The sequence below is a fragment of the Achromobacter sp. RW408 genome (assembly GCF_003184165.1).
Lineage (GTDB): Bacteria > Pseudomonadota > Gammaproteobacteria > Burkholderiales > Burkholderiaceae_B > Achromobacter > Achromobacter xylosoxidans.
The window spans coordinates 404,629-423,834 of sequence record NZ_QHHO01000049.1 but is presented as its reverse complement, the minus strand read 5'-3'; the positions used below and the strand labels follow the sequence as shown (position 1 = coordinate 423,834).

General features: G+C 69.9%; 20 protein-coding genes and 1 riboswitch. Of the genes, 13 read left to right on the top strand and 7 right to left on the bottom strand.

Annotation, left to right across the window (positions count from 1 at the left end):
• Position 1: 1 nt before the first annotated feature.
• Genes DK459_RS21430 through DK459_RS21405 form a run of 6 tightly spaced genes read left to right on the top strand, consistent with a single transcriptional unit; the run spans position 2 to position 5,246 of the window.
• Positions 2-802, top strand: a complete 801-nt coding sequence (locus tag DK459_RS21430) for an ABC transporter permease (protein ID WP_006389497.1) — start codon at positions 2-4, stop codon at positions 800-802.
• A complete protein-coding gene (locus DK459_RS21425) occupies positions 802-1,959 on the top strand; it encodes an FAD-binding oxidoreductase (protein WP_006389496.1) in 1,158 nt (385 codons plus the stop codon). The genes DK459_RS21430 and DK459_RS21425 overlap by 1 nt, the downstream gene beginning before the upstream one ends.
• Complete coding sequence (locus DK459_RS21420; RefSeq protein ID WP_006389495.1) at positions 1,943-2,251, top strand: (2Fe-2S)-binding protein; 309 nt, start codon at positions 1,943-1,945, stop codon at positions 2,249-2,251. The genes DK459_RS21425 and DK459_RS21420 overlap by 17 nt, the downstream gene beginning before the upstream one ends.
• Positions 2,248-3,690, top strand: coding sequence for an NAD(P)/FAD-dependent oxidoreductase (locus DK459_RS21415; RefSeq protein ID WP_110135046.1), 1,443 nt, complete (start codon positions 2,248-2,250; stop codon positions 3,688-3,690). The genes DK459_RS21420 and DK459_RS21415 overlap by 4 nt, the downstream gene beginning before the upstream one ends.
• Before the next feature lie 9 nt (positions 3,691-3,699).
• On the top strand, positions 3,700-4,863 hold the full coding sequence (locus tag DK459_RS21410) for an FAD-binding oxidoreductase (RefSeq protein WP_070541469.1): 1,164 nt from the start codon (positions 3,700-3,702) through the stop codon (positions 4,861-4,863).
• Complete coding sequence (locus DK459_RS21405; protein ID WP_024067329.1) at positions 4,860-5,246, top strand: RidA family protein; 387 nt, start codon at positions 4,860-4,862, stop codon at positions 5,244-5,246. The genes DK459_RS21410 and DK459_RS21405 overlap by 4 nt, the downstream gene beginning before the upstream one ends.
• A gap of 14 nt (positions 5,247-5,260) precedes the next feature.
• On the opposite strand, the gene DK459_RS21400 is transcribed toward DK459_RS21405, so the two are convergent.
• From DK459_RS21400 to DK459_RS21380, 5 genes are read right to left on the bottom strand one after another with little or no spacing between them, the layout of a single operon-like run.
• A complete protein-coding gene (locus DK459_RS21400) occupies positions 5,261-6,541 on the bottom strand; it encodes an amidohydrolase family protein (protein ID WP_054481954.1) in 1,281 nt (426 codons plus the stop codon).
• Between the two features lie 16 nt (positions 6,542-6,557).
• Positions 6,558-7,508: an ABC transporter permease gene (locus DK459_RS21395; RefSeq protein ID WP_006389489.1), complete on the bottom strand. Its 951-nt coding sequence runs from the start codon at positions 7,506-7,508 to the stop codon at positions 6,558-6,560.
• A gap of 10 nt (positions 7,509-7,518) precedes the next feature.
• Positions 7,519-8,592 (bottom strand): ABC transporter permease, encoded by a 1,074-nt coding sequence (locus DK459_RS21390; RefSeq protein WP_006389488.1) that lies wholly within the window; start codon positions 8,590-8,592, stop codon positions 7,519-7,521.
• Positions 8,593-8,623: 31 nt separating this feature from the next.
• Positions 8,624-10,153: an ABC transporter ATP-binding protein gene (locus DK459_RS21385; protein ID WP_024067332.1), complete on the bottom strand. Its 1,530-nt coding sequence runs from the start codon at positions 10,151-10,153 to the stop codon at positions 8,624-8,626.
• The gene (locus tag DK459_RS21380) at positions 10,150-11,181 is read right to left on the bottom strand and encodes a BMP family protein (protein WP_024067333.1); all 1,032 of its coding nucleotides are present in this window, start codon (positions 11,179-11,181) and stop codon (positions 10,150-10,152) included. The genes DK459_RS21385 and DK459_RS21380 overlap by 4 nt, the downstream gene beginning before the upstream one ends.
• Before the next feature lie 451 nt (positions 11,182-11,632).
• Between DK459_RS21380 and DK459_RS21375 the strand changes: the two genes are divergently transcribed.
• The 6 genes from DK459_RS21375 to DK459_RS21350 all read left to right on the top strand — a co-directional run bounded on the left by DK459_RS21375 (position 11,633) and on the right by DK459_RS21350 (position 16,071).
• Positions 11,633-12,547: a VTT domain-containing protein gene (locus DK459_RS21375; RefSeq protein ID WP_024067335.1), complete on the top strand. Its 915-nt coding sequence runs from the start codon at positions 11,633-11,635 to the stop codon at positions 12,545-12,547.
• 125 nt (positions 12,548-12,672) lie between these two features.
• Complete coding sequence (gene panE / locus DK459_RS21370; RefSeq protein WP_110060132.1) at positions 12,673-13,599, top strand: 2-dehydropantoate 2-reductase; 927 nt, start codon at positions 12,673-12,675, stop codon at positions 13,597-13,599.
• Between the two features lie 166 nt (positions 13,600-13,765).
• Positions 13,766-14,377, top strand: a complete 612-nt coding sequence (locus DK459_RS21365; RefSeq protein WP_020925730.1) for an NAD(P)-dependent oxidoreductase — start codon at positions 13,766-13,768, stop codon at positions 14,375-14,377.
• A gap of 157 nt (positions 14,378-14,534) precedes the next feature.
• The gene (locus DK459_RS21360; RefSeq protein ID WP_006389482.1) at positions 14,535-14,987 is read left to right on the top strand and encodes a nuclear transport factor 2 family protein; all 453 of its coding nucleotides are present in this window, start codon (positions 14,535-14,537) and stop codon (positions 14,985-14,987) included.
• A gap of 12 nt (positions 14,988-14,999) precedes the next feature.
• Entirely contained in the window at positions 15,000-15,569 is a 570-nt protein-coding gene (locus DK459_RS21355) for a flavin reductase family protein (RefSeq protein WP_054499257.1), read from the top strand.
• Between the two features lie 4 nt (positions 15,570-15,573).
• The gene (locus DK459_RS21350) at positions 15,574-16,071 is read left to right on the top strand and encodes a nucleoside 2-deoxyribosyltransferase (RefSeq protein WP_038502533.1); all 498 of its coding nucleotides are present in this window, start codon (positions 15,574-15,576) and stop codon (positions 16,069-16,071) included.
• A 43-nt stretch (positions 16,072-16,114) separates the two neighbouring features.
• Here DK459_RS21350 and DK459_RS21345 read toward each other — a convergent pair whose 3' ends face one another.
• Positions 16,115-16,792: a TetR/AcrR family transcriptional regulator gene (locus DK459_RS21345; RefSeq protein WP_110135045.1), complete on the bottom strand. Its 678-nt coding sequence runs from the start codon at positions 16,790-16,792 to the stop codon at positions 16,115-16,117.
• 151 nt (positions 16,793-16,943) lie between these two features.
• On the opposite strand from DK459_RS21345, the gene DK459_RS21340 reads away from it, so the two are divergent.
• On the top strand, positions 16,944-18,152 hold the full coding sequence (locus DK459_RS21340; RefSeq protein ID WP_054442499.1) for an MFS transporter: 1,209 nt from the start codon (positions 16,944-16,946) through the stop codon (positions 18,150-18,152).
• Positions 18,153-18,211: 59 nt separating this feature from the next.
• On the opposite strand, the gene ribB is transcribed toward DK459_RS21340, so the two are convergent.
• Positions 18,212-18,931: a 3,4-dihydroxy-2-butanone-4-phosphate synthase gene (gene ribB / locus DK459_RS21335; RefSeq protein WP_053499765.1), complete on the bottom strand. Its 720-nt coding sequence runs from the start codon at positions 18,929-18,931 to the stop codon at positions 18,212-18,214.
• Between the two features lie 108 nt (positions 18,932-19,039).
• A riboswitch (FMN riboswitch) is annotated at positions 19,040-19,194 on the bottom strand.
• Positions 19,195-19,206 lie beyond the last annotated feature (12 nt).

Sequence of the window (19,206 nt, the reverse complement as noted above, 5' to 3'; positions counted from 1 at the left end):
CATGAACTTTCGCAACGGCCCCATCGGCCTGCTGTTCCACACCCTCTTCATCCTGTTCATCCTGGCGCCGATCGTGATGGTGTGCGCGGTGGCGTTCACCTCGGAGGGCTTCATCTCGCTGCCCAGCGGGGGGCTGTCGCTGCGCTGGTTCCGCGCCATCCTGGACAACCCGCGCTTCATCGAGGCGTTCTGGTTCAGCCTGGGGCTGGGCACGCTGTCGGCGACGCTGGCGATCGCGCTGGCGGTGCCCAGCGCGCTGGCGCTGGCGCGCAACCGCTTCCGCGGCCGCGAGGCGCTGGTGGCGTTCTTCCTGTCGCCGCTGATGATTCCGCACGTGGTGCTGGGGCTGGCCTTCCTGAAGTTCTTCACCACGGTGGACCTGGCCGGCACCTACGTGGGACTGGTGGTGGCGCACGTGATCCTGGTGATGCCCTATGCGCTGCGGCTGGTGCTGGCCTCGGCCACCGGCATCGATCCGGCGCTGGAACGCGCGGCGCAGTCGCTGGGCGCCTCCCACTGGACGGCGTTCCGGCGCGTGGTGCTGCCGCTGTTGCTGCCGGGCGTGGTCAGCGGCTGGGTGATCGCCTTCATCACCAGCTTCGACGAGCTGACCATGTCGATCTTCATCGCCTCGCCCTCCACCACCACGCTGCCGGTGCGCATCTTCCTGCACATCGAGGACACCATCGACCCGCTGGTGACGGCGGTGTCGGCCGTGCTGATCTATGTGACCATCATCGCCATCTTCATCCTGGACCGCCTGGTCGGCCTGGAAAAGCTGTTTGTCGGAAAGGGACGCTAATGACGGAAGAAATACAACAGGCGCCGCGCGCGCCGGCGCATCGCGGCGTCTACGACGCGGTGGTGATCGGCGGCGGCCTGGTCGGCTCGGCCGTGGCCTACGGGCTGCGGCGCGAACTGGACCACGTCGCGGTATTGGACGAAGGCGACGTGGCCTACCGCGCCTCGCGCGGCAACTTCGGCCTGGTCTGGGTGCAGAGCAAGGGCATGGGCCTGCCGCGCTACGGCGTGTGGACCATGACTTCGGCCGGCGCCTGGCCGCAACTGGCGGCCGAGCTGCGGGAGCAGACCGGCGTGGACGTGCACCTGGAACAGCGCGGCGGCCTGCACGCGCTGTTGAGCGACGAAGAGATGGAAGCGCGCGCCACCTTCATGCGCACGCTGCTGGCGCAGCCCGGCATGGCGCAGTACGACTGGAAAATGCTGGACCGCCACGAGCTTGCCGACATGGTGCCCGGCATCGGCCCGGAGGTGCGCGGCGCCACCTGGACGCCGGTCGACGGCATCGCCAATCCGCTCAAGCTGCTGCGGGCGCTGCACATGAGTTTTGCACAGCGGGCTGTGGATTACCTGCCGCGCTGCCCGGCGCAGCAGGTCCGCCAGCGCGACGGCGTGTTCGAGGTGACCACGCCCACCGGCACGGTGCGGGCGCGCAAGCTGGTGCTGGCCAGCGGCCTGTCGAACAAGGCGCTGGGCGAACAGGTCGGCCTGGCGGTGCCGGTGCGGCCGCAGCGCGGCCAGATCGTGGTGTTGGAGCGCACCCGCCGCCTGCTGGAAACGCCGCTGTCGACGCTGCGCCAGACCGACGAAGGCACCTGGCTGATTGGCGATTCGCAGGAAGAGGCCGGCTATGTGGACAACCAGGTGGGCTTGCCGATCCTGGGCACGCTGGCCGACCGCGCCGTGCGCACGCTGCCCGCCTTGCGCGAGGTGCGCGTGGTGCGCAGCTGGGCCGCGCTGCGCGTGATGTCCAAGGACGGTTTCCCCATCTATCAACAATCCGAGACGTGCCCCGGCGCCTTCGTCGCCACCTGTCACAGCGGCGTCACCCTGGCGGCCGCGCACGCGCTCAAACTGGCGCCCATGATCGCCGCCGGCCAGCTGGCCGACGACATGGCGCCCTTCTCGACCCGGAGGTTCCATGTTCAAGAGGCTTGACGAGGCGCAGCGCCAGGCGCAGGGCGCGCCGGTGCGGGTGACGGTGAACGGCGCCGAACTGCAGTGCCGCGCCGGCGACAGCGTGGCCGCGGCATTGTTCGCCGGCGGCATGCAGGCCTGTCGCGACACCGCGGTGGGCGAGGTGCCGCGCGGCCCCTATTGCATGATGGGCGTGTGCTACGACTGCCTGGTCACGATCGACGGCCAGGCCAACCAGCAGGGCTGCATGACGGCCGTGCGTGACGGCATGAAGATCGAGCGCCAGCTTGGCGCGCGCAAGGTGCAGGCATGATCGAGACGACGCAATGCGATTTGCTGGTGGTGGGCGCGGGTCCCGCCGGGTTGGCTGCCGCCACCACGGCCGCGCGCCTGGGCGTGGACACGGTGTTGCTGGATGAACAGGCGGCGCCGGGCGGCCAGATCTACCGCGCCATCACCACCACGCCGGTCACCGACCGCGCCGTGCTGGGGCCGGACTACTGGCATGGCGCTTCACTGGTCGAGCCATTCAGGCAGTCGGGCGCGCGCTATGAGCCGGGCGCGACCGTGTGGGCGGTGGCCGAGCGCACCGCGCACGAGCCGGAACGCGGCTTCGAGGTGGCGTACTCGGTGGCCGGCGAAGCGCGCATCCTGCATGCGCGGCGCCTGCTGCTGGCTACCGGCGCGCAGGAGCGGCCGTTCCCGATTCCCGGCTGGACCTTGCCCGGCGTCATCACCGCCGGCGCCGCGCAGATCCTGTTGAAGTCGGCCGGCATGGTGCCGGCCGACCGCACGGTGCTGGCCGGCTGCGGCCCGCTGCTGTACCTGGTGGCGTGGCAGTACCTGAACGCCGGCGTCAAGATCGACGCGCTGCTCGAAACCACGCCGCCCGGCCGTCTGCGCCAGGCCCTGCCCAAGGTGTGGGACTTCCTGCGTTCGCCGTATCTGGGCAAGGGGCTGTCGCTGCTGCGCGCGGTCAAGGCGGCGGTACCCATCATCAAGGGCGTGACGGCGCTGGAAGCGCTGGGGCAGGACAAGCTGGAAAGCGTGCGCTACACCGCCGGCGGCGTCACCAAGACCTTGCCGGCGCAGCAGTTGATGCTGCACCAGGGCGTGGTGCCCAACGTCAACCTGTCGCGCGCCATCGGCGCCGAGCATCGCTGGAACGCGGCGCTCGATTGCTGGGAACCGGACGTCGATGACTGGGGCCTGACCTCGGTCGATGGCGTCGGCATGGCGGGCGATGGCGCCGGCATCGCCGGCGCGCTGGCGGCTGAACAGCGCGGCCGGCTGGCGGCGTTGCAGGCCGCGCACCTGCTGGGCCGCATCGATGCGGCGCGGCGCGACAGCGAGGCCGCCGCGCCGCGTGCCGCGCTGGCGCGGTCGGTGCGCGGACGCGAGTTCTTCGATGCCCTGTACAAGGCGCCCGAGACCTTCCGCCGCCCCACCGGCGACACCATCGTCTGCCGTTGCGAGGAAGTGACGGCGGCGCAGGTGCGCGACACCGTCAAGCTCGGTTGCAGCGGCCCGAACCAGATGAAGGCCTTCCTGCGCTGCGGCATGGGGCCGTGCCAGGGACGCTTCTGCGGCCTGACGGTGTCGGAGATCATCGCCGAGGAACGCGGCGTGCCGGTGCCGGAAGTGGGCTACTACCGCCTGCGCTTTCCGACCAAACCGCTGACGCTGGGCGAGCTGACGTCGCTGCCGCAGACCGACGAGTCGCGCCAGGCGGTGGTGCGGCTGAAGAAATAGGAGCCCGCCATGACGGACGCTTCGCGCTCGGCCGCCGTCATCATCATCGGCGGCGGCCTGCACGGCAGTTCGGCGGCGCTGCACCTGGCGCGCGCCGGCGTGCCGGCGCTGGTGATCGAGAAGAACTACGTCGGCCGCCATGCCTCGGGCGTGAACGCCGGCGGCGTGCGCACCCTGGCGCGGCACCTGGCCGAGGTGCCGTTGGCGCTGGCCTCGCGCGAGCTCTGGTATCGCATTGGCGAGCTGGTCGGTGACGATTGCGGTTTCGAGCAGCACGGGCAGGTGCGCGTGGCCGAGAACGAGGCCGACGTGGCGGCGCTGCGCGCGCGCCTGGCGACCATGCAACAGCATGGCTACACGCACGAGCAATGGATCGATCGTGACGAATTGCTGGCGATGATTCCCGCGCTGGCGCCCACGGTGCGCGGCGGCTTGATCGCGCGCGAGGACGCGGCCGCCGACCCCTACCGCACCACGCTGGCGTTCCGCCGCAAGGCCGCCAGCCTGGGCGCGCGCTTCCTGGAAGGCGTGCGGGTGCTGCGCACCGCGCACGAAAATGGCCAGTGGCGGATTGAAACCGACGCCGGCACCTACACCGCGCCGCAGGTGCTCAACTGCGCCGGCGCCTGGGCCGACCGCATCGCCGCCGAATGGGGTGAGCCGGTGCCGCTGACCGCCATCAGCCCGATGATGCTGGTGACGCTGCGCATGGATCATTTCCTGGACGCGGTGGTGCTGGGCACCGGCCGGCCGCTGTCGTTCAAGCAGCGCGCCAACGGCACCGTGTTGATCGGCGGCGGCCGCCGCGCCTGGGTCGATCGCGACGCGGAATGGACCGAGCTGGATTTCCGTTCGCTGGCCGAGGGCGCGCGCACGGTGTGCGACCTGTTTCCGCATATGCGGCACGCCATCGTGAACCGCGGCTGGGCCGGCATCGAGGCCGCCATGCCCGACGAGATTCCGGTGATCGGCCGCAGCCGGCGCCATGACAGCGCCTTCCACGCCTTCGGCTTCTCGGCCCACGGCTTCGAGCTGGGCCCGATCGTCGGCCGTATCATGGCCGATCTGATCACCACCGGCGCGACCGACCTGCCGATCGCGCCGTTCGCCATCGACCGTTTCACCGGCGCCACGGGCGCGCCGGCATCCACCCCCAAGGAGCAGCACCCATGACTGATATCGTGCGCAAGGATTCCAACGAACGCCTGAGCCGCATCGTGATCCACGGTGACACCGTGTACGTGGCGGGCGTGACCTCGTCTGCCGAAGGCGGCATCACCGCGCAGACGCGCGACGTGCTGGCCAAGATCGACGGCTACCTGAAGCGGGCCGACACCGACAAGACGCGCCTGCTGTCGGTGCAGATCTGGCTCAAGGACATCGAACGCGACTTCGCCGGCATGAACGCGGTGTGGGCCGAGTGGGCGCCGGCCAATGCGCTGCCGACGCGCGCGACCTGCGAGGCCAAGCTGGCCTCGCCCGACCTGCTGGTGGAGATCATCGTCACGGCCGCCAGGCGGCCGGGTTACGTCGGCGGGCCGATGTCGGAAGCCTGATCCCGCCGGGCGAGTCAGCGGGCCGGCGTCTGGAAGCTGACCTGACCCGGACGGCCGGGCAGGTTGAGCGTGGCGGTGGCCGGCGGCGTCGTCGCCACCACCTCCCCGGCGCGCAGCACCATCAGGCGCGTGGCGCGCAGGCGCAGCGCTTCGACCGGGTCGCGCGCCTGCAGCAGCACCAGGTCGGCGCGCTTGCCCACTTCCAGCCCGGTCTCGTCCAGGCCCAGGATCTTCGCCGGCGTGGCCGTGACGGCCTGGAAACAGGCGCGCATGGCGTCCTGGCCGGTCATCTGCGCCACGTGCAGGCCCATGTGCGCCACTTCCAGCATGTCGCCCGAACCCAGGCTGTACCAGGGGTCCATCACGCAGTCGTGGCCGAACGCCACCGGCACGCCGGCGGCCAGCAGCTCGGGCACGCGCGTCATGCCGCGGCGCTTCGGGTAGGTGTCGTGGCGGCCTTGCAGCGTGATGTTGATGAGCGGGTTGGCGATGGCCGACACGCCGGCCTCGCGCATCAGCGGGATCAGCTTGGACACGTAGTAGTTGTCCATCGAGTGCATCGAGGTCAGGTGCGAGCCCGTGACGCGGCCCTGCAAGCCCAGGCGCTGCGTGTGATAGGCCAGCGTCTCGATGTGGCGCGACAGCGGGTCGTCGCTTTCGTCGCAGTGCATGTCCACGCGCAGGCCGCGTTCGGCGGCCAGTTCGCACAGGATGCGCACCGATTCGGCGCCGTCCTGCATGGTGCGCTCGAAGTGCGGAATGCCGCCGACCACGTCCACGCCCATGTCCAGCGCGCGTTTCAGGTTGTCGAGCGCGCCCGGCGCGCGCAGCACGCCGTCCTGCGGGAAGGCGACCAGTTGCAGGTCCAGGTACGGCTTGACCTTCTCGCGCACGTGCAGCAGCGCTTCCACCGCCAGCAGGCGTGGATCGCAAACGTCGACGTGCGAGCGGATCGCCAGCAGGCCGCGCGCCACCGCCCAGTCGCAATAGGCCAGCGCGCGCTCGACCAGCGCTTCCTGCGTCAGCAGTGGCTTGAGTTCGCCCCACAGCGCGATGCCTTCGAGCAACGTGCCCGACTGGTTCACGCGCGGCAGGCCGAACGACAGGGTCGAGTCCATGTGGAAGTGGGCGTCGACGAACGGCGAAGTCACCAGCTGGCCGGAGGCGTCGATGGTCTGCGCGGCCTCGGCCTTCAGCGCCGGTTCGAGCGCCGCGATGCGGCCCTGGGCCACGCCGATGTCGATGTGCTGGCGGCCGTCCGGCAGCGTGCAGTTCTTGAGGATCAGATCGAGCATAGTCAAACCTTGTGGATTACCGTTCGCCCTTGCGGTAGGGCTTCATCAGGGCCTGCGGGTAGGCGGCGCGGCGCGCCATCACCACCAGGGCCAGGATGGACAGAATATAGGGCAGCATCAGGTAGACCTGATAGGGCAGCTCGGGCAGGCCCGGCAGCGCCGCCCCGCCCTGCTGCAGCCGCAGTTGCAGCGCGTCGAAGAAAGCGAAGATCAACGCGCCCAGCAGCGCCTTGCCGGGCCGCCACGAGGCGAACACCACCAGCGCCACGCAGACCCAGCCGCGGCCGTTGACCATGTTGAAGAAGAAGGCGTTGAAGGCCGCCAGCGTGAGGAAGCTGCCGGCCACGCCCATCAGCGCCGAGCCGGCGACGATGGCGCCCATGCGCAGCCTGGTCACCGACAGGCCCTGGCCCTCGGCGGCGGCGGGGTTCTCGCCTACCATGCGGATCGCCAGGCCGACCGGGGTGCGGTTCAGCACCCACGCCAGGATCGGCACCGCGGCCAGCGCCAGCAGCGTCATCGGCGTCTGCCCGGCCAGCACCGGGCCGATCAGCGGAATGCCGTCCAGGAACTTCATCTCGGCGAACGGCGTGATCGTCGGCGGCGTGTTCACGCTGGGGAAGGTGACGCGGTAGGCGAAGTAGCTCAGGCTGGTGGCCAGCAGTGTCACGCCCAGCCCCGAGACGTGCTGCGACAGGCCCAGCGGCACCGTCAGCACCGCGTGCAGCAGGCCGAACACGGCGCCCGCCAGCGCGGCCGCCAGCACGCCCACGTACAGCGGCGCGCCCAGGTACACCACCAGCCAGCCGGTGAAGGCGCCGGCGGCCATGATGCCTTCGATGCCCAGGTTCAGCACGCCGGCGCGCTCGCACAGCAGCACGCCCAGCGTGCCCAGGATCAGCGGCGTCGCCAGCCGCAACACCGCGACCCAGAAGGCCGCGGAACTCAACAGGTCCATCCATTCCATGGCGTGCTCCTCAAGCCCGGTTGCGGCGCAGGCGGTACTGCGCGAACAGCGTCGCGACCAGCATGGCGAGCAACGACGTGGCGACGATGACGTCGGCGATGTAGTTCGGCACCGCGATGGCGCGGCTCATGCTGTCCGCGCCCACCAGCATGCCGGCCACGAAAATGCTGGCCAGGATCACGCCCAGCGGATGCAGGCCGGCCAGCATGGCCACCACCACGCCGGTGTAGCCGTAGCCCGGCGACATGTCGAGCGTGACGTAGCCGGTGCGGCCGGCCACCTCGATGGCGCCGGCCAGTCCGGCCAGCGCGCCCGACAGCATGGCCGTGCCCAGCATCACGCGATTGACCGGCAGGCCCAGGAAGCGCGAGGCGTGCGCGTTGGCGCCGACCGCGCGCATCTGGAAGCCGAACACGGTGTAGCGGTTCAGCAGCCACAGGCCCAGCGCCAGGCCGGCGGCCCACAGCAGCCCGGTGTGGGCGCGGGTGCGCTCGATCAGCTTGCCCAGCTCCAGGTCGGGGTTGAGCGCCACCGATTGCGGCCAGCCCATCGCCATCGGGTCTTTCATGGGGCCGTCCAGCATCATCGAGACGAACAGCAGCACGATGAAGTTGCCCAGCAGCGTGGTCACCACTTCGTCCACGCCCAGGCGTGTCTTGAGCAGCGCCGGGATCAGCAGCAGCAAGGCGCCGGCCAGCGCCGCCGCCAGCATCATGCCGCCGAACAGCGCCGGCAGGGGCAGGTCGAAGCCGGTGCCGTCGTGCAGGCCGCCCACCGCCACGGCGGCCAGCGCGCCCAGGTACAGCTGGCCTTCGGCGCCGATGTTGTAGAAGCGCGCGCGAAAGGCCACGGCGCAGGCCAGGCCGGTCAGCATCAGCGGCGTGGCGCGCGTCAGGGTTTCGGACAGCGCGAACTTGGAGCCGAACGCGCCTTCGAACAGCAGCGCGTAGGTGCGGCCCACCGGCGCGCCGGCCCAGGCCACCAGCAGCGTGCACACCGCCAGCGTAAAGAGGATGGCCGCGATCGGGGCCAGGGCCAGCGCGGCGCGGCTGGGCTCGGGGCGGCGTTCCAGGATCAGTTTCATTCGAGAAATGCTCAGTAGAGGGGGCGCGGCGTCAGGCGCGCGTGCCCGTCATGGCCAGCCCGACGGTGGCGGGCGTCCATTGCGCGACCGGCTTGTCGGCGACCAGCTTGCCGCCGCACAGCACCGCGATGCGGTCGGCCAGCGCGAAGATCTCTTCCAGGTCTTCCGACACCAGCAGGATGCCGGCGCCGCGCCGGCGCGCGGCCAGCAACTGTTCGCGCACGTAGGCCACCGCGCCGATGTCCAGGCCCCAGGTGGGCTGGTCGGCGACGATGAAGCGCGGTTCGCGCGCCAGGGTGCGGCCCAGGATCAGCTTCTGCATGTTGCCGCCCGACAGGCTGCGGGTGCGCACGTCCAGCGAAGCGGCGCGCACGTCGAACTGCCTGGCCAGCGCCGCCGCATAGGCGCGGCCGGCCTTGGCGCGGATCAGCCCGAAGCGCGAGAAGCGCGGGTCCTTCAGATCTTCGACGATGGCGTTTTCCCACAGCGGGCTGTCGCCGATCATGCCTTCGCCGTGGCGGTCCTCGGGGATGCGGCCCACGTGCGCGGCGGTCCAGCCGGCCGGCGTGGTGGGCGCGGCGGCGTGTTCGGGGCCCAGGCGGATGGTGCCGTCGGCGGGCTGGCGCAGGCCGGTCAGCACCGACACCAGCGCCTGCTGGCCGTTGCCGGCGACGCCGGCGATGGCCACGATCTCATGCTTGTGCACCACCAGGTCCAGGCTGTCCAGGCGCGGCGCGCCGCCGCGCGGGTCGCGCACGGTGACCTGCGACAGCGTCACCACCGGCGCGGCCTGGCCGGCCGCCGCCATGGCTTCGGCGTGCGGCATGGCGACCTTGCGGCCCACCATCAGCTCGGCCAGCTCGGCCGGCGTGGTGGCGGCGGTCTCGCGCTCGGCCACCAGCTTGCCCTGGCGCAGCACCGCGACGCGGCGCGACACGGCCATCACCTCGTCCAGTTTGTGCGAAATGAAGATGACGGCCAGGCCCTCGTCGACGAAGCCGCGCAGCGTGGCGAACAGGTCCTGCACTTCCTGCGGCGTGAGGACGGCGGTGGGCTCGTCCAGGATCAGCACCTTGGCGCCGCGGTACAGCGCCTTGAGGATCTCGACGCGCTGCTTTTCGCCCACCGACAGGCTGCCGACGCGCGCGTCCGGATCCACCCCCAGGCCGAAGCGCTGGCCCAGTTCCACCAGGCGGCGGCGCGCCGGGCCGCGGCCCGAGGCCAGCTTCCACAGCGATTCGGTGCCGACCATGATGTTGTCCAGCACGGTCAGGTTGTCGGCCAGCGTGAAGTGCTGGTGCACCATGCCGACCCCCGCCGCCAGCGCGGCGTCGGGCCGGCCCGGCGGCAAGGGTTGGCCGAAGACTTCGATGCTGCCGGCGTCGGCCACGTAGTGGCCGAACAGGATCGACACCAGGGTCGATTTGCCGGCGCCGTTCTCGCCCAGCAGGGCCAGCACTTCGCCTTGCGCCAGCGTCAGCGAGACATCGTCATTGGCCGTCAGGCTGCCGAAGCGTTTGGTGATCCCTGCCAGCCGCAGGGCGAGAGGCGCTTGATTCATCGTGCCGACGACTTGGGTTCTTTGTCGTTGACCTGCACGCTGAAGCTGCCGTCCAGGATGGCCTTCTGCCTGGCCTGCACCTTCGCGATCAGGTCGGCGGGGATCTTGCTTTCGAAGGTGCCCAGCGGCGCCAGCGACGAACCCTTGTATTTCATCAGCGAGTACTGGCCGAAGTCGGCGGCCTTGAAGGTGCCGGCCTTGACCTGCTTGAGCGCCTCGTCAATGGTCGGCTCCATGCTCCACAGCGCCGAGGCCACCACGGTCTCGGGGTACTGCGGCTGGGTGTCGATGACGTTGCCGATGGCCAGCTTGCCGCGTTCCTTGGCGGCGTCCGACACGCCGAAGCGCTCGGCGTACAGCACGTCCGCGCCCTTGTCGATCATGGCGAAGGCGGCTTCCTTGGCCTTCGGGGGATCGAACCACGAACCGATGAAGGTCACGGTGAATTCGGTCTTGGGGTTGATTTCCTTGGCGCCCTCGATGAAGGCCTGCATCAAGCGGTTCACTTCGGGGATGGGGTAGCCGCCCACCAGGCCGATCTTGCCGGTCTTGCTCATGCCGGCGGCGATCATGCCGGTCAGGTAGGCCGGTTCCTGGATGTAGTTGTCGAACACCGAGAAGTTGGGCTGCTGCGGCTTGCCCGAGGAACCCATCAGGAAGGCGGTCTGCGGGTAGTCCTTGGCCACCTTGCGGGCCGCGGCTTCCACCGCGAAGGCCTCGCCCACCACCAGCTTGTTGCCCTGCTCGGCGTACTGGCGCATGACGCGCTCGTAGTCGGCGTTGGTGACGTTTTCCGAGAACGTGTATTCGATTTCACCCCGGTCGCGCGCGGCGGTCAGCGCCTTGTGGATGCGCGACACCCATTGCTGTTCCACCGGCACCGTGTAGATGGCGGCAACCTTGGTCTTGGCGGGCGCCTGGGCCTGGGCGCCGGCCGACAGCAGCAGCGCGCCGGCGGCGGCCGCGGCCAGCTTCAGCAGGCCACGGCGGGCGATGCCGCCGGCGGCCGGGAGGGAAAGGGATTTCATGCGCAAGTCTCCTTCGCGAAGAGGGATAGGAAATGGGAGGGATGGCGGCGATGTCCGGACGTCGCGGTGCGGCACGCGTGGGCGGGCGGGGTCGAAGGCGTGGGATCGGTCATCGGATGGGGGGAGCGCCGGGGCGGCGCGCCCCATCCGAATGGGCGGGTTCGCGGCCAGTCCTGGCGAAGCAAGTTGTATGCCATGGGGCAATCCCGCGACAAGTCGGGGGAATCCTGATGGCCGGGCGGAATTATAGGCACCCCGGCGGGGAAACGTGGCACCAGTATGGTGCGCACCGTCGCGGTGCGTGGACACTTTTCGGCGTGGAACAGCCTGTTGCGGCTGAAAAGGGCCCGAAAGGCCCTGGAAGCCTATCGCCATGCGGCCATCGGCGCGGCCGCGGGCCTAAAATTCCCTGCATAGCGCCGCGTCCTTGCGCGGCAAGCCGGAATCCATCATGCAAGACATTCAATTGCTGCTCGAGCAGTACGGCGGCTGGCTCGTCTTCGCCAACGTGCTGGTCGAGCAGGCGGGCCTGCCCGTGCCCGCCTATCCCATGCTGATCGCCGCTGGCGCCCTGGCCGGCGCGGCCGGCTGGCTGGTGCCGTGGCTGGCGGCCACCGTCGCCTGTCTGCTGGCCGACTCGCTCTGGTACGCGGCCGGCCAGCGCTACGGCTCGCGCCTGCTGGGCGTGATCTGCAAGATGTCGCTGTCGCAGGATTCCTGCATCCGCCAGACCCAGCGGCTGTATCTGCGCATCGGCGTGCGCGCCCTGCTGGTGTGCAAGTTCCTGCCTGGCGCCGGCGCCCTGTCCACCGTGATGGCCGGCCTGACCGGCACGCCGTACCGCCGCTTCCTGGCGTATGACCTGGTGGGCGCCATGATCTGGGCCGGTTCGGCGCTGCTGCTGGGCGGGCTGTTCCACAGCGTGGTCAACGACGTGCTGGACGTGCTGGGCACCTACGGGCCGATGGGCCTGGCCCTGCTGGCCGCGGTGCTGGCGCTGTACATCATTGCGCGCGCCCTGCGGCGCTGGATCCTCAAGCGCAACCTGCGCGTGATTCCGCGGCTGTCGGTGGACGAGCTGATGCAGTGGCGCCAGGACGGCCGCCAGGCGCTGGTGTTCGACGTGCGCCCCGAGGCGGTGCGCGAGGAAGACCGCATTCCCGGCGCCATCGCCGTCGACCTGCGCGCGCCGCTGCCGGCCCTGGAAGCGGGCAGCGAGGAGGCCGACATCGTGGTCTATTGCGCCTGCCCCAACGAGGTCTCGGCCGCGATGCTGGCCGCGCGCCTGCGCGCCGCCGGCTATCCCAACACCTGGGCCCTGCGCGGCGGCTACGAGGCCTGGGCGCGGCACGCGCATCCGGCCTGACGACGTGCCGCGGCGGCGTCTGTCCGAGCCATGGGCGCCCGCGCGGTTGCGGCCCGGGCCCGGCGCCGCCACGGGCGCATAATGGCTCCATCGGCCCGCGCCTTTGACGGGCCAGGGAGACAGGCATGAAGTTGTTGTTCTTGGGCGCCGGCGGTACCGGCGGCTATTTCGGCGGCCGCGCCGCCCAGGCGGGCGCGGACGTGACCTTCCTGGTGCGCGAGGCCCGCGCTGCGCGCCTGCGCGAGCAGGGGCTGCGCATCGAAAGCCCGTTCGGCGACGCCACGCTGCAACCGCAACTGGCCACCGCCGACACGCTGAAGGGCTTCTACGACGTGGTGGTGCTCAGCTGCAAGGCCTATGACCTGCAAAGCGCCATCGACGCCATCCGTCCCGCCGTCGGCCCAGACACCGCGGTGCTGCCCATCATGAACGGCGTGCTGCAGTACGACGTGCTGGACCGCGAATTCGAGCCGCACCGCGTGCTGGGCGGCCTGTGCCAGATCAACGCCACACTCGGCCCCGAAGGCCAGGTGATCCATCTGGGCAAGCACGCCAGCATCGTCTTCGGCGAACGCGCCGGCCCGGCCCGCAGCGCCCGCTGCGAGGCGTTGGCCGAGGCCCTGGCCGGCGGCGAATACGTCAGCCGCCTGAGCGAAGACATCTACCAGGACATCTGGGAAAAATACGTATTCCTGACGACGCTGGCCGCCGCCACCTGCCTGATGCGCGGCACGGTCGGCCAGATCGCCGCCACCGACGACGGCGCCGATATCGTACGTGGCCTGCTGCGCGAATCGCAGGCGGTTGCCGCCGCCAGCGGCCACGCGGTGCGGCCCGAGGCCGATGCCAATGCGCTCAAGATCCTGACCGACCCGTCCCAGGCCATGACCGCCTCGATGTTCCGCGACCTGCGCCAGGGTCTGCCGGTCGAGGCCGACCACATCGTCGGCGACATGGTGCGGCGCGCGCGCACGCTGGGGGTGGATGCCACCACGCTGCGCACGGCCTACGCGCATCTGCAGGTCTACCAGGCGCAGCGCGCGGCGGCCTGATGGCGGTGACCCGGGCCCATTGGTGCATGGATTGCAAAAAACTCTTCCACGCCCGTGGGTTCCTGGATCCGATCCGGCCGAATAGTATGGGTTTGCCTGCGCTCCGGACCGCACAGCGCCGCACGTCGCGGCCACCGTCCGGGGCCCACCTTCCAGGAGCAAGACCATGAAAATCGCATTGATCGGAATCACGGGCCGTGTCGGCTCGCGCGTGGCGGACGAGCTGCTCAAGCGCGGCCACCAGGTCACGGGCATCGCCCGTAACCTGGGTGACGTCAACGCCCAGCCTGGCCTGACCATCGAACAGGGCGATGCCACCGATCCGCAGGCGCTGACGCCGCTGCTCAAGGGCCATGACGCCGTGGTCAGCGCCTCGCGCTTCGTGTCGGCCGACGCCAAGCCGCTGCTGGCCGCCGTCAAGGACGCCGGCGTGCCGCGCCTGCTGGTGGTCGGCGGTGCCGGCAGCCTGGAAGTGGCCCCCGGCAAGATGCTGATCGACACGCCGGAATTCCCCGATGCCTACAAGCCCGAGGCGCGCGCCGGCGTAGTATTCCTGGACGTGTTGCGTCAGGAAAAGGTGCTGAACTGGACCTTCCTGTCGCCGTCGGCGCTGTTCGAGCCGGGCGAACGCACCGGCGCCTTCCGCCTCGGCGACGACAGCCTGCTGGTCGATGCCGGCGGCAAGAGCTGGATCTCGATGGAAGACTACGCCATTGCCCTGGCCGACGAGATCGAGACCCCCAGGCACTCGCGCCGCCGCTTCACCGTGGGCTACTGATTCCGCCCGCTTCGGATCGCCCGACGCGGCTCCTTGGACACAAGGGGCCGCGTCATTTTTCAGGCGAAAGCCGCAATGGCGGCAGGGTCGAATCGGCCGGTTTTGTTTGTAAACTGGCAAACCGCCAGCCGGCGTCACGATCCCCCGAGTAGTCAGTATGAGCATGAAGTTCAAATCGTTGGCCCTTTGCCTGCTGCTGGCCGCCAGCTGTGTGGCGCCGGCCCAGGCCGCCGCGCCGCAGTCCAACAAGGACATCGTGGTGGCGTTTTTCCGCATGATGTTCCAGGACCGCGACATCGACGAGGCGGTGCGCCTGTATGTCGGCAAGAACTACATCCAGCACAACCCCTACATGCGCGATGGCGTCGAGCCGATGGTGGACTTCTTCCCCCATTACTTCGAGCAGCATCCGCAGGCCAGCGTCGACATCAAGCGTGTCATTGCCGAGGGCGACCTGGTGATGATCCACAACCTGTGGCGCGAATCCCCCGAAGACCGCGGCCAGGCCGTGGTCGACATCTTCCGGGTCGAGAACGGCAAGATCGTCGAGCACTGGGACGTCAGCCAGGAAATCCCGGAAAACCCCGCCAACAAGAACGGCATGTTCTGAGACCGGTAAACCATGTCCGCCATCGAACCCGTCGACCTGCCACGCGCCTACCTGCTGCTGAACCACGGCCCCACCGTGCTGGTCACCAGCGCCCACGGCACCGAGCGCAACGTCATGGCCGCGGCCTGGGCCATGCCGCTGGATTTCAGCCCGCCCAAGATGTTGGTGGTGGTGGACAAGAACACCTACACCCGCGCGCTGATCGAGGCCTCCGGCGAATTCGCGCTGTGCATCCCGTCGCGCGCGCAGGCCCAGGCCACCTTGCAGGTTGGCTCGCACTCGGGGCGCGACGAAGACAAGTTCCAGGCCAGCGGCCTGGCCACCTTCCCCGCCCGCAGGATCGGCGCGCCGCTGATCGAAGGCTGCCTCGGCTGGCTGGAATGCAAGGTGGTGCCCGAGCCGCATAACCAGCAGGCCTACGACCTGTTCATCGGCGAGGTGGTGGCCGCCTGGGCCGCGCCCGACGTGTTCTCCGGCAATCGCTGGCATTTCAACGACGACGCGCGCCGCTCGGTGCACTACGTCGCGGGCGGCTCGTTCTTCGCCACCGGCGAAGCGTTTTCAGTCGCCGATCCGGAGTAAGCCCATGCGCCGCGTCTACCTTGCCGGCTTCGACGTGTTCCTGCCCGACGCGGTGGCGCATGGCGAGCGGCTCAAGGCGCTGGCGGCCGCGCACGGTTTCGAGGGACTCTACCCGCTGGACAACACGCCGCCGGCCGGCCTGTCCGGCGTGGCGCTGGCGCAATGGATCTACCAGGCCAACGTGGCGATGATCCAGCGCGCCGACCTGGTGATGGCGAATCTCAATCCATTCCGTGGCGCCGAGCCCGATTCGGGCACGGCCTTCGAGGTCGGCTACGCCATCGCCCTGGGCAAGCCGGTGTGGGGCTATACGTCGCAGGCCGGCAGCGTGCGCGAGCAGGTCGCCGTGGGCGTGGCCGCCGACGACGCGGCGCGCGCGGTGGACGCGCAGGGCTACACGGTCGAGGACTTCGGCTTGAACCTGAACCTGATGCTGGCGTGCAGCGCGCGCATCGTGGTGGGCGACGCGGCCGACTGCCTGGCCCGCATGGCGCGCGGCTAGGGCGCCAGCGGCGCCCCGTCGGCGCTGGCCGTCGTCCCGGGCCTCAGGCCGCGCTGGCGCGGCCGGGCTTGCGCGCCGTGGCGCGGGGCCGGGCCTTGACGCTGGCGGTCGGCGTGCCCAGGTATCCCATCACCGCATCCACCACCGCCCCTTCCAGTTGCCGTGGATCGAACCCGGCTGGCGGTTCCAGTGCCACCGCGTGTACCAGCGACTCCATGATGCGCAACACCACGTAGGTCGCCAGCTCGCGATCCTGCTGCGCGATCTCTGCGCGATGCAGCTCCAGCAGGTGGCGCATGCGGCGGTGGATGTCCTGGTCGGCGCGGCTGTGATCGCGCGGCTGGTCGAACAGCGGGAATTCGCGTTCCAGCACGCGGTGCAGCGCCGGCTCCAGCAGGTGCGCGCGCAGCGAGGCGGCGACGATGGCCGCGACCCGCTCGCGCAGCGTGGCCGCGGGGTTGCCGTCCAGCACCTCGTCGATCAGCGCCAGCATCTGCTTGTCGTGGCGGTCGTGCAGCGCCGCGATCAGCGCGTTCTTGTTCGGGAAGTACTGGTACAGCGAACCGACGCTGACCCCGGCTGTCTCGGCGATCCGGTTGGTGTTGGTGCCGGCGTAGCCGTACTCGGCCAGAACGCGAGCTGTTGCCTGCAGGATGGTGTCCACGGTCTGTTGCGAACGCTGCTGGCGCGGCGATTTACGGGGCTGCGGGATGGCCGTCATTGGGTTCGGGGAAAGCGAGTTTCAAACCTGAGCATCGGTTCATAAAATTTCGATACGCAACTGGAATCGCGTCGAGCACCGGCCGATTATGCCATCGTCGATTGCGGCGAGCGGGCTTGCCGGAAGCGTTCCCCTCTTCCAAGGAATCCTCATGTCGACTTCATCCTCGGCCGCGGCGCTGCCCGCGGCCGGCGGGACCGCGCGTCCCGTTTTCATGCAGATATTGCCCCTGGCGCTGGCGGTCTTCGTCGGCTTTTTCATGGTCGGCCTGCCCATGCCGGTGCTGCCGCTCTACGTCGACGGCGTGCTGGCGCAGGGCGCGCTGGTGGTCGGCATCGTGGCCGGCCTGCAGTTCGCGGCGGCGCTGCTGTCGCGCGCCTGGTCCGGTTCGCTGGCCGATCGTCGCGGCGCCAAGCGCGCCGTGGTCACCGGCTTCCTGCTCGGTTCGGGGGCGGGCCTGCTCTACCTGCTGGCCGACGCGCAGGCGGAGCAACCGCGCGCGGCGCTGGCCGCGTTGATGGCTGGCCGCGCCCTCATGGGCTGCGCCGAAAGCCTGATCGTCACCGGCGCGCTGAGCTGGGGCGTGGGCCGCGTCGGGCCGCAGAATGCGGGGCGCGTGATGGCCTGGATCGGGGTGGCAATCTACGCCGCCTTCGGGCTGGGCGCGCCGGCCGGCATGCGCCTGTATGGCGCCGCCGGTTTCGACGGCATCGCCTGGGCCACGGTATTCATCCCGGTGCTGGCGTTGGCGCTGGTGCTGCCGCAGCGCGGCGTGCCGGCGGCCGGCGGCGTGCGCACGCCGTTCTACCGCGTGCTGGGCCTGGTGATGCTGCCTGGCCTGGGCCTGGCGCTGACCAGCGTCGGCTTCGGCGTCATCACTGCCTTCATCAGCCTGCTGTTCGCCCAGCGCGGCTGGGATGGCGCGGCGTGGATGTTCAGCCTGTTCGGCGTCGGCTTCATCGTGGCGCGGTTGTTCTTCGCGGGGCTGCCCGACAAGCTGGGCGGCGCGCGGGTGGCGCTGGTGTGCGTGTTGATCGAGGCGGCCGGCCAGTGGCTGATCTGGATGGGCCCGACGCCGGCGTGGGCCTTTGCCGGCGCGCTGTTGAGCGGCGCGGGCTATTCGCTGGCGTTCCCGGCATTCGGCGTGGAGGCGGTGCGTCGCGTGCCGCCGGCCAGCCGCGGCGCGGCCATGGGGGCGTATGTGGCGTTCCTGGACGTGGCGCTGGGCATCGCCAGTCCCGCGGCCGGCTGGTTGGCCGGGATGCGGGGCTATGGGGCGGTCTATGCGCTGGGCGGCGCGTGCGCGCTGGGCGCGGTGTTCGTGGCGATGGCGCTGCGGGGCCGGGTGGCCGCCGCCTAAGCGTCCGAAGACTGGTCTGACGATCGAGGCGCCCGCTATTGCGGGCGCCTTTTTTTGGTTCAGACCGTGGCGGCCATCTCCAGCACTTCGTCATCGACCGGCTGGGCCTGGCCGTCGCGCAGTTGCTGCAGGTGGTCGGCCAGTTCGGCGATGGTCAGGGCGACCAGGCCGTGCTGGGCGGCATAGCGCTCCAGCGCGGCGCCGCGCATCATGGTGCCGTCGGCGTTCATCAGTTCGCACAGCACGCCGGCCGGACGCAGGCCGGCCAGCGTGGCCAGGTCGACCGAGCCTTCGGTGTGGCCGCGGCGGGTCAGCACGCCGCCGGGCTGGGCCCGCAGCGGGAAGACGTGGCCGGGGCTGACGATGTCGTCGGCCTGGGCGGTGGGAGAGATGGCCGCGCGGATGGTGGTGACGCGATCCACGGCCGACACGCCGGTGCTGACGCCTTCGCGCGCTTCGATCGAGACGGTGAAGGCGGTGGCGAAGCGGCTCTGGTTGCGCTGGACCATGGGGGCCAGGTCAAGGCGGTCGAGGGTTTCGCCGGGCAGGCACAGGCAGACGATGCCGCTGCCGTCGCGGATCAACTGGGCCATGACGGGCACGGTCAGCTTGTCGGCGGCAACGATGAGGTCGGCTTCGTTTTCGCGGTCGAAGTCATCCATGAGGATGACGGGGCGGCCCAGGCGCAGGTGATGCAGGGCACGTTGCAGGCGCGCGGCGAAGGGCTGGGCGGCCAGGCTGGGGAGGGGGGACTGCGGGGTAAGGGTAACGTTGGACATTGAAACGCTCTCGCGAAAAAGTGGGCGAAAAACGTTTCAGGGCTAATCGACAGCCGAACGCAAACCGATTGCCCGCGCGTGTGGGGCGCGGACAGGGGGCGTGTGACGGCACATCTTCTCTCATCCGGACTGTGACCGTCGGCCCTGGCATCTCACCAGATCTGCTGACCCCGGTGTCCGTAAAGGACGCCGGGCGCTCGCGGGCTCGCCAAGTTGCTTGGCATACCGCCGGTGGGGAATTTCGCCCCGCCCTGAAGACGTACTGCTTGTTTGTC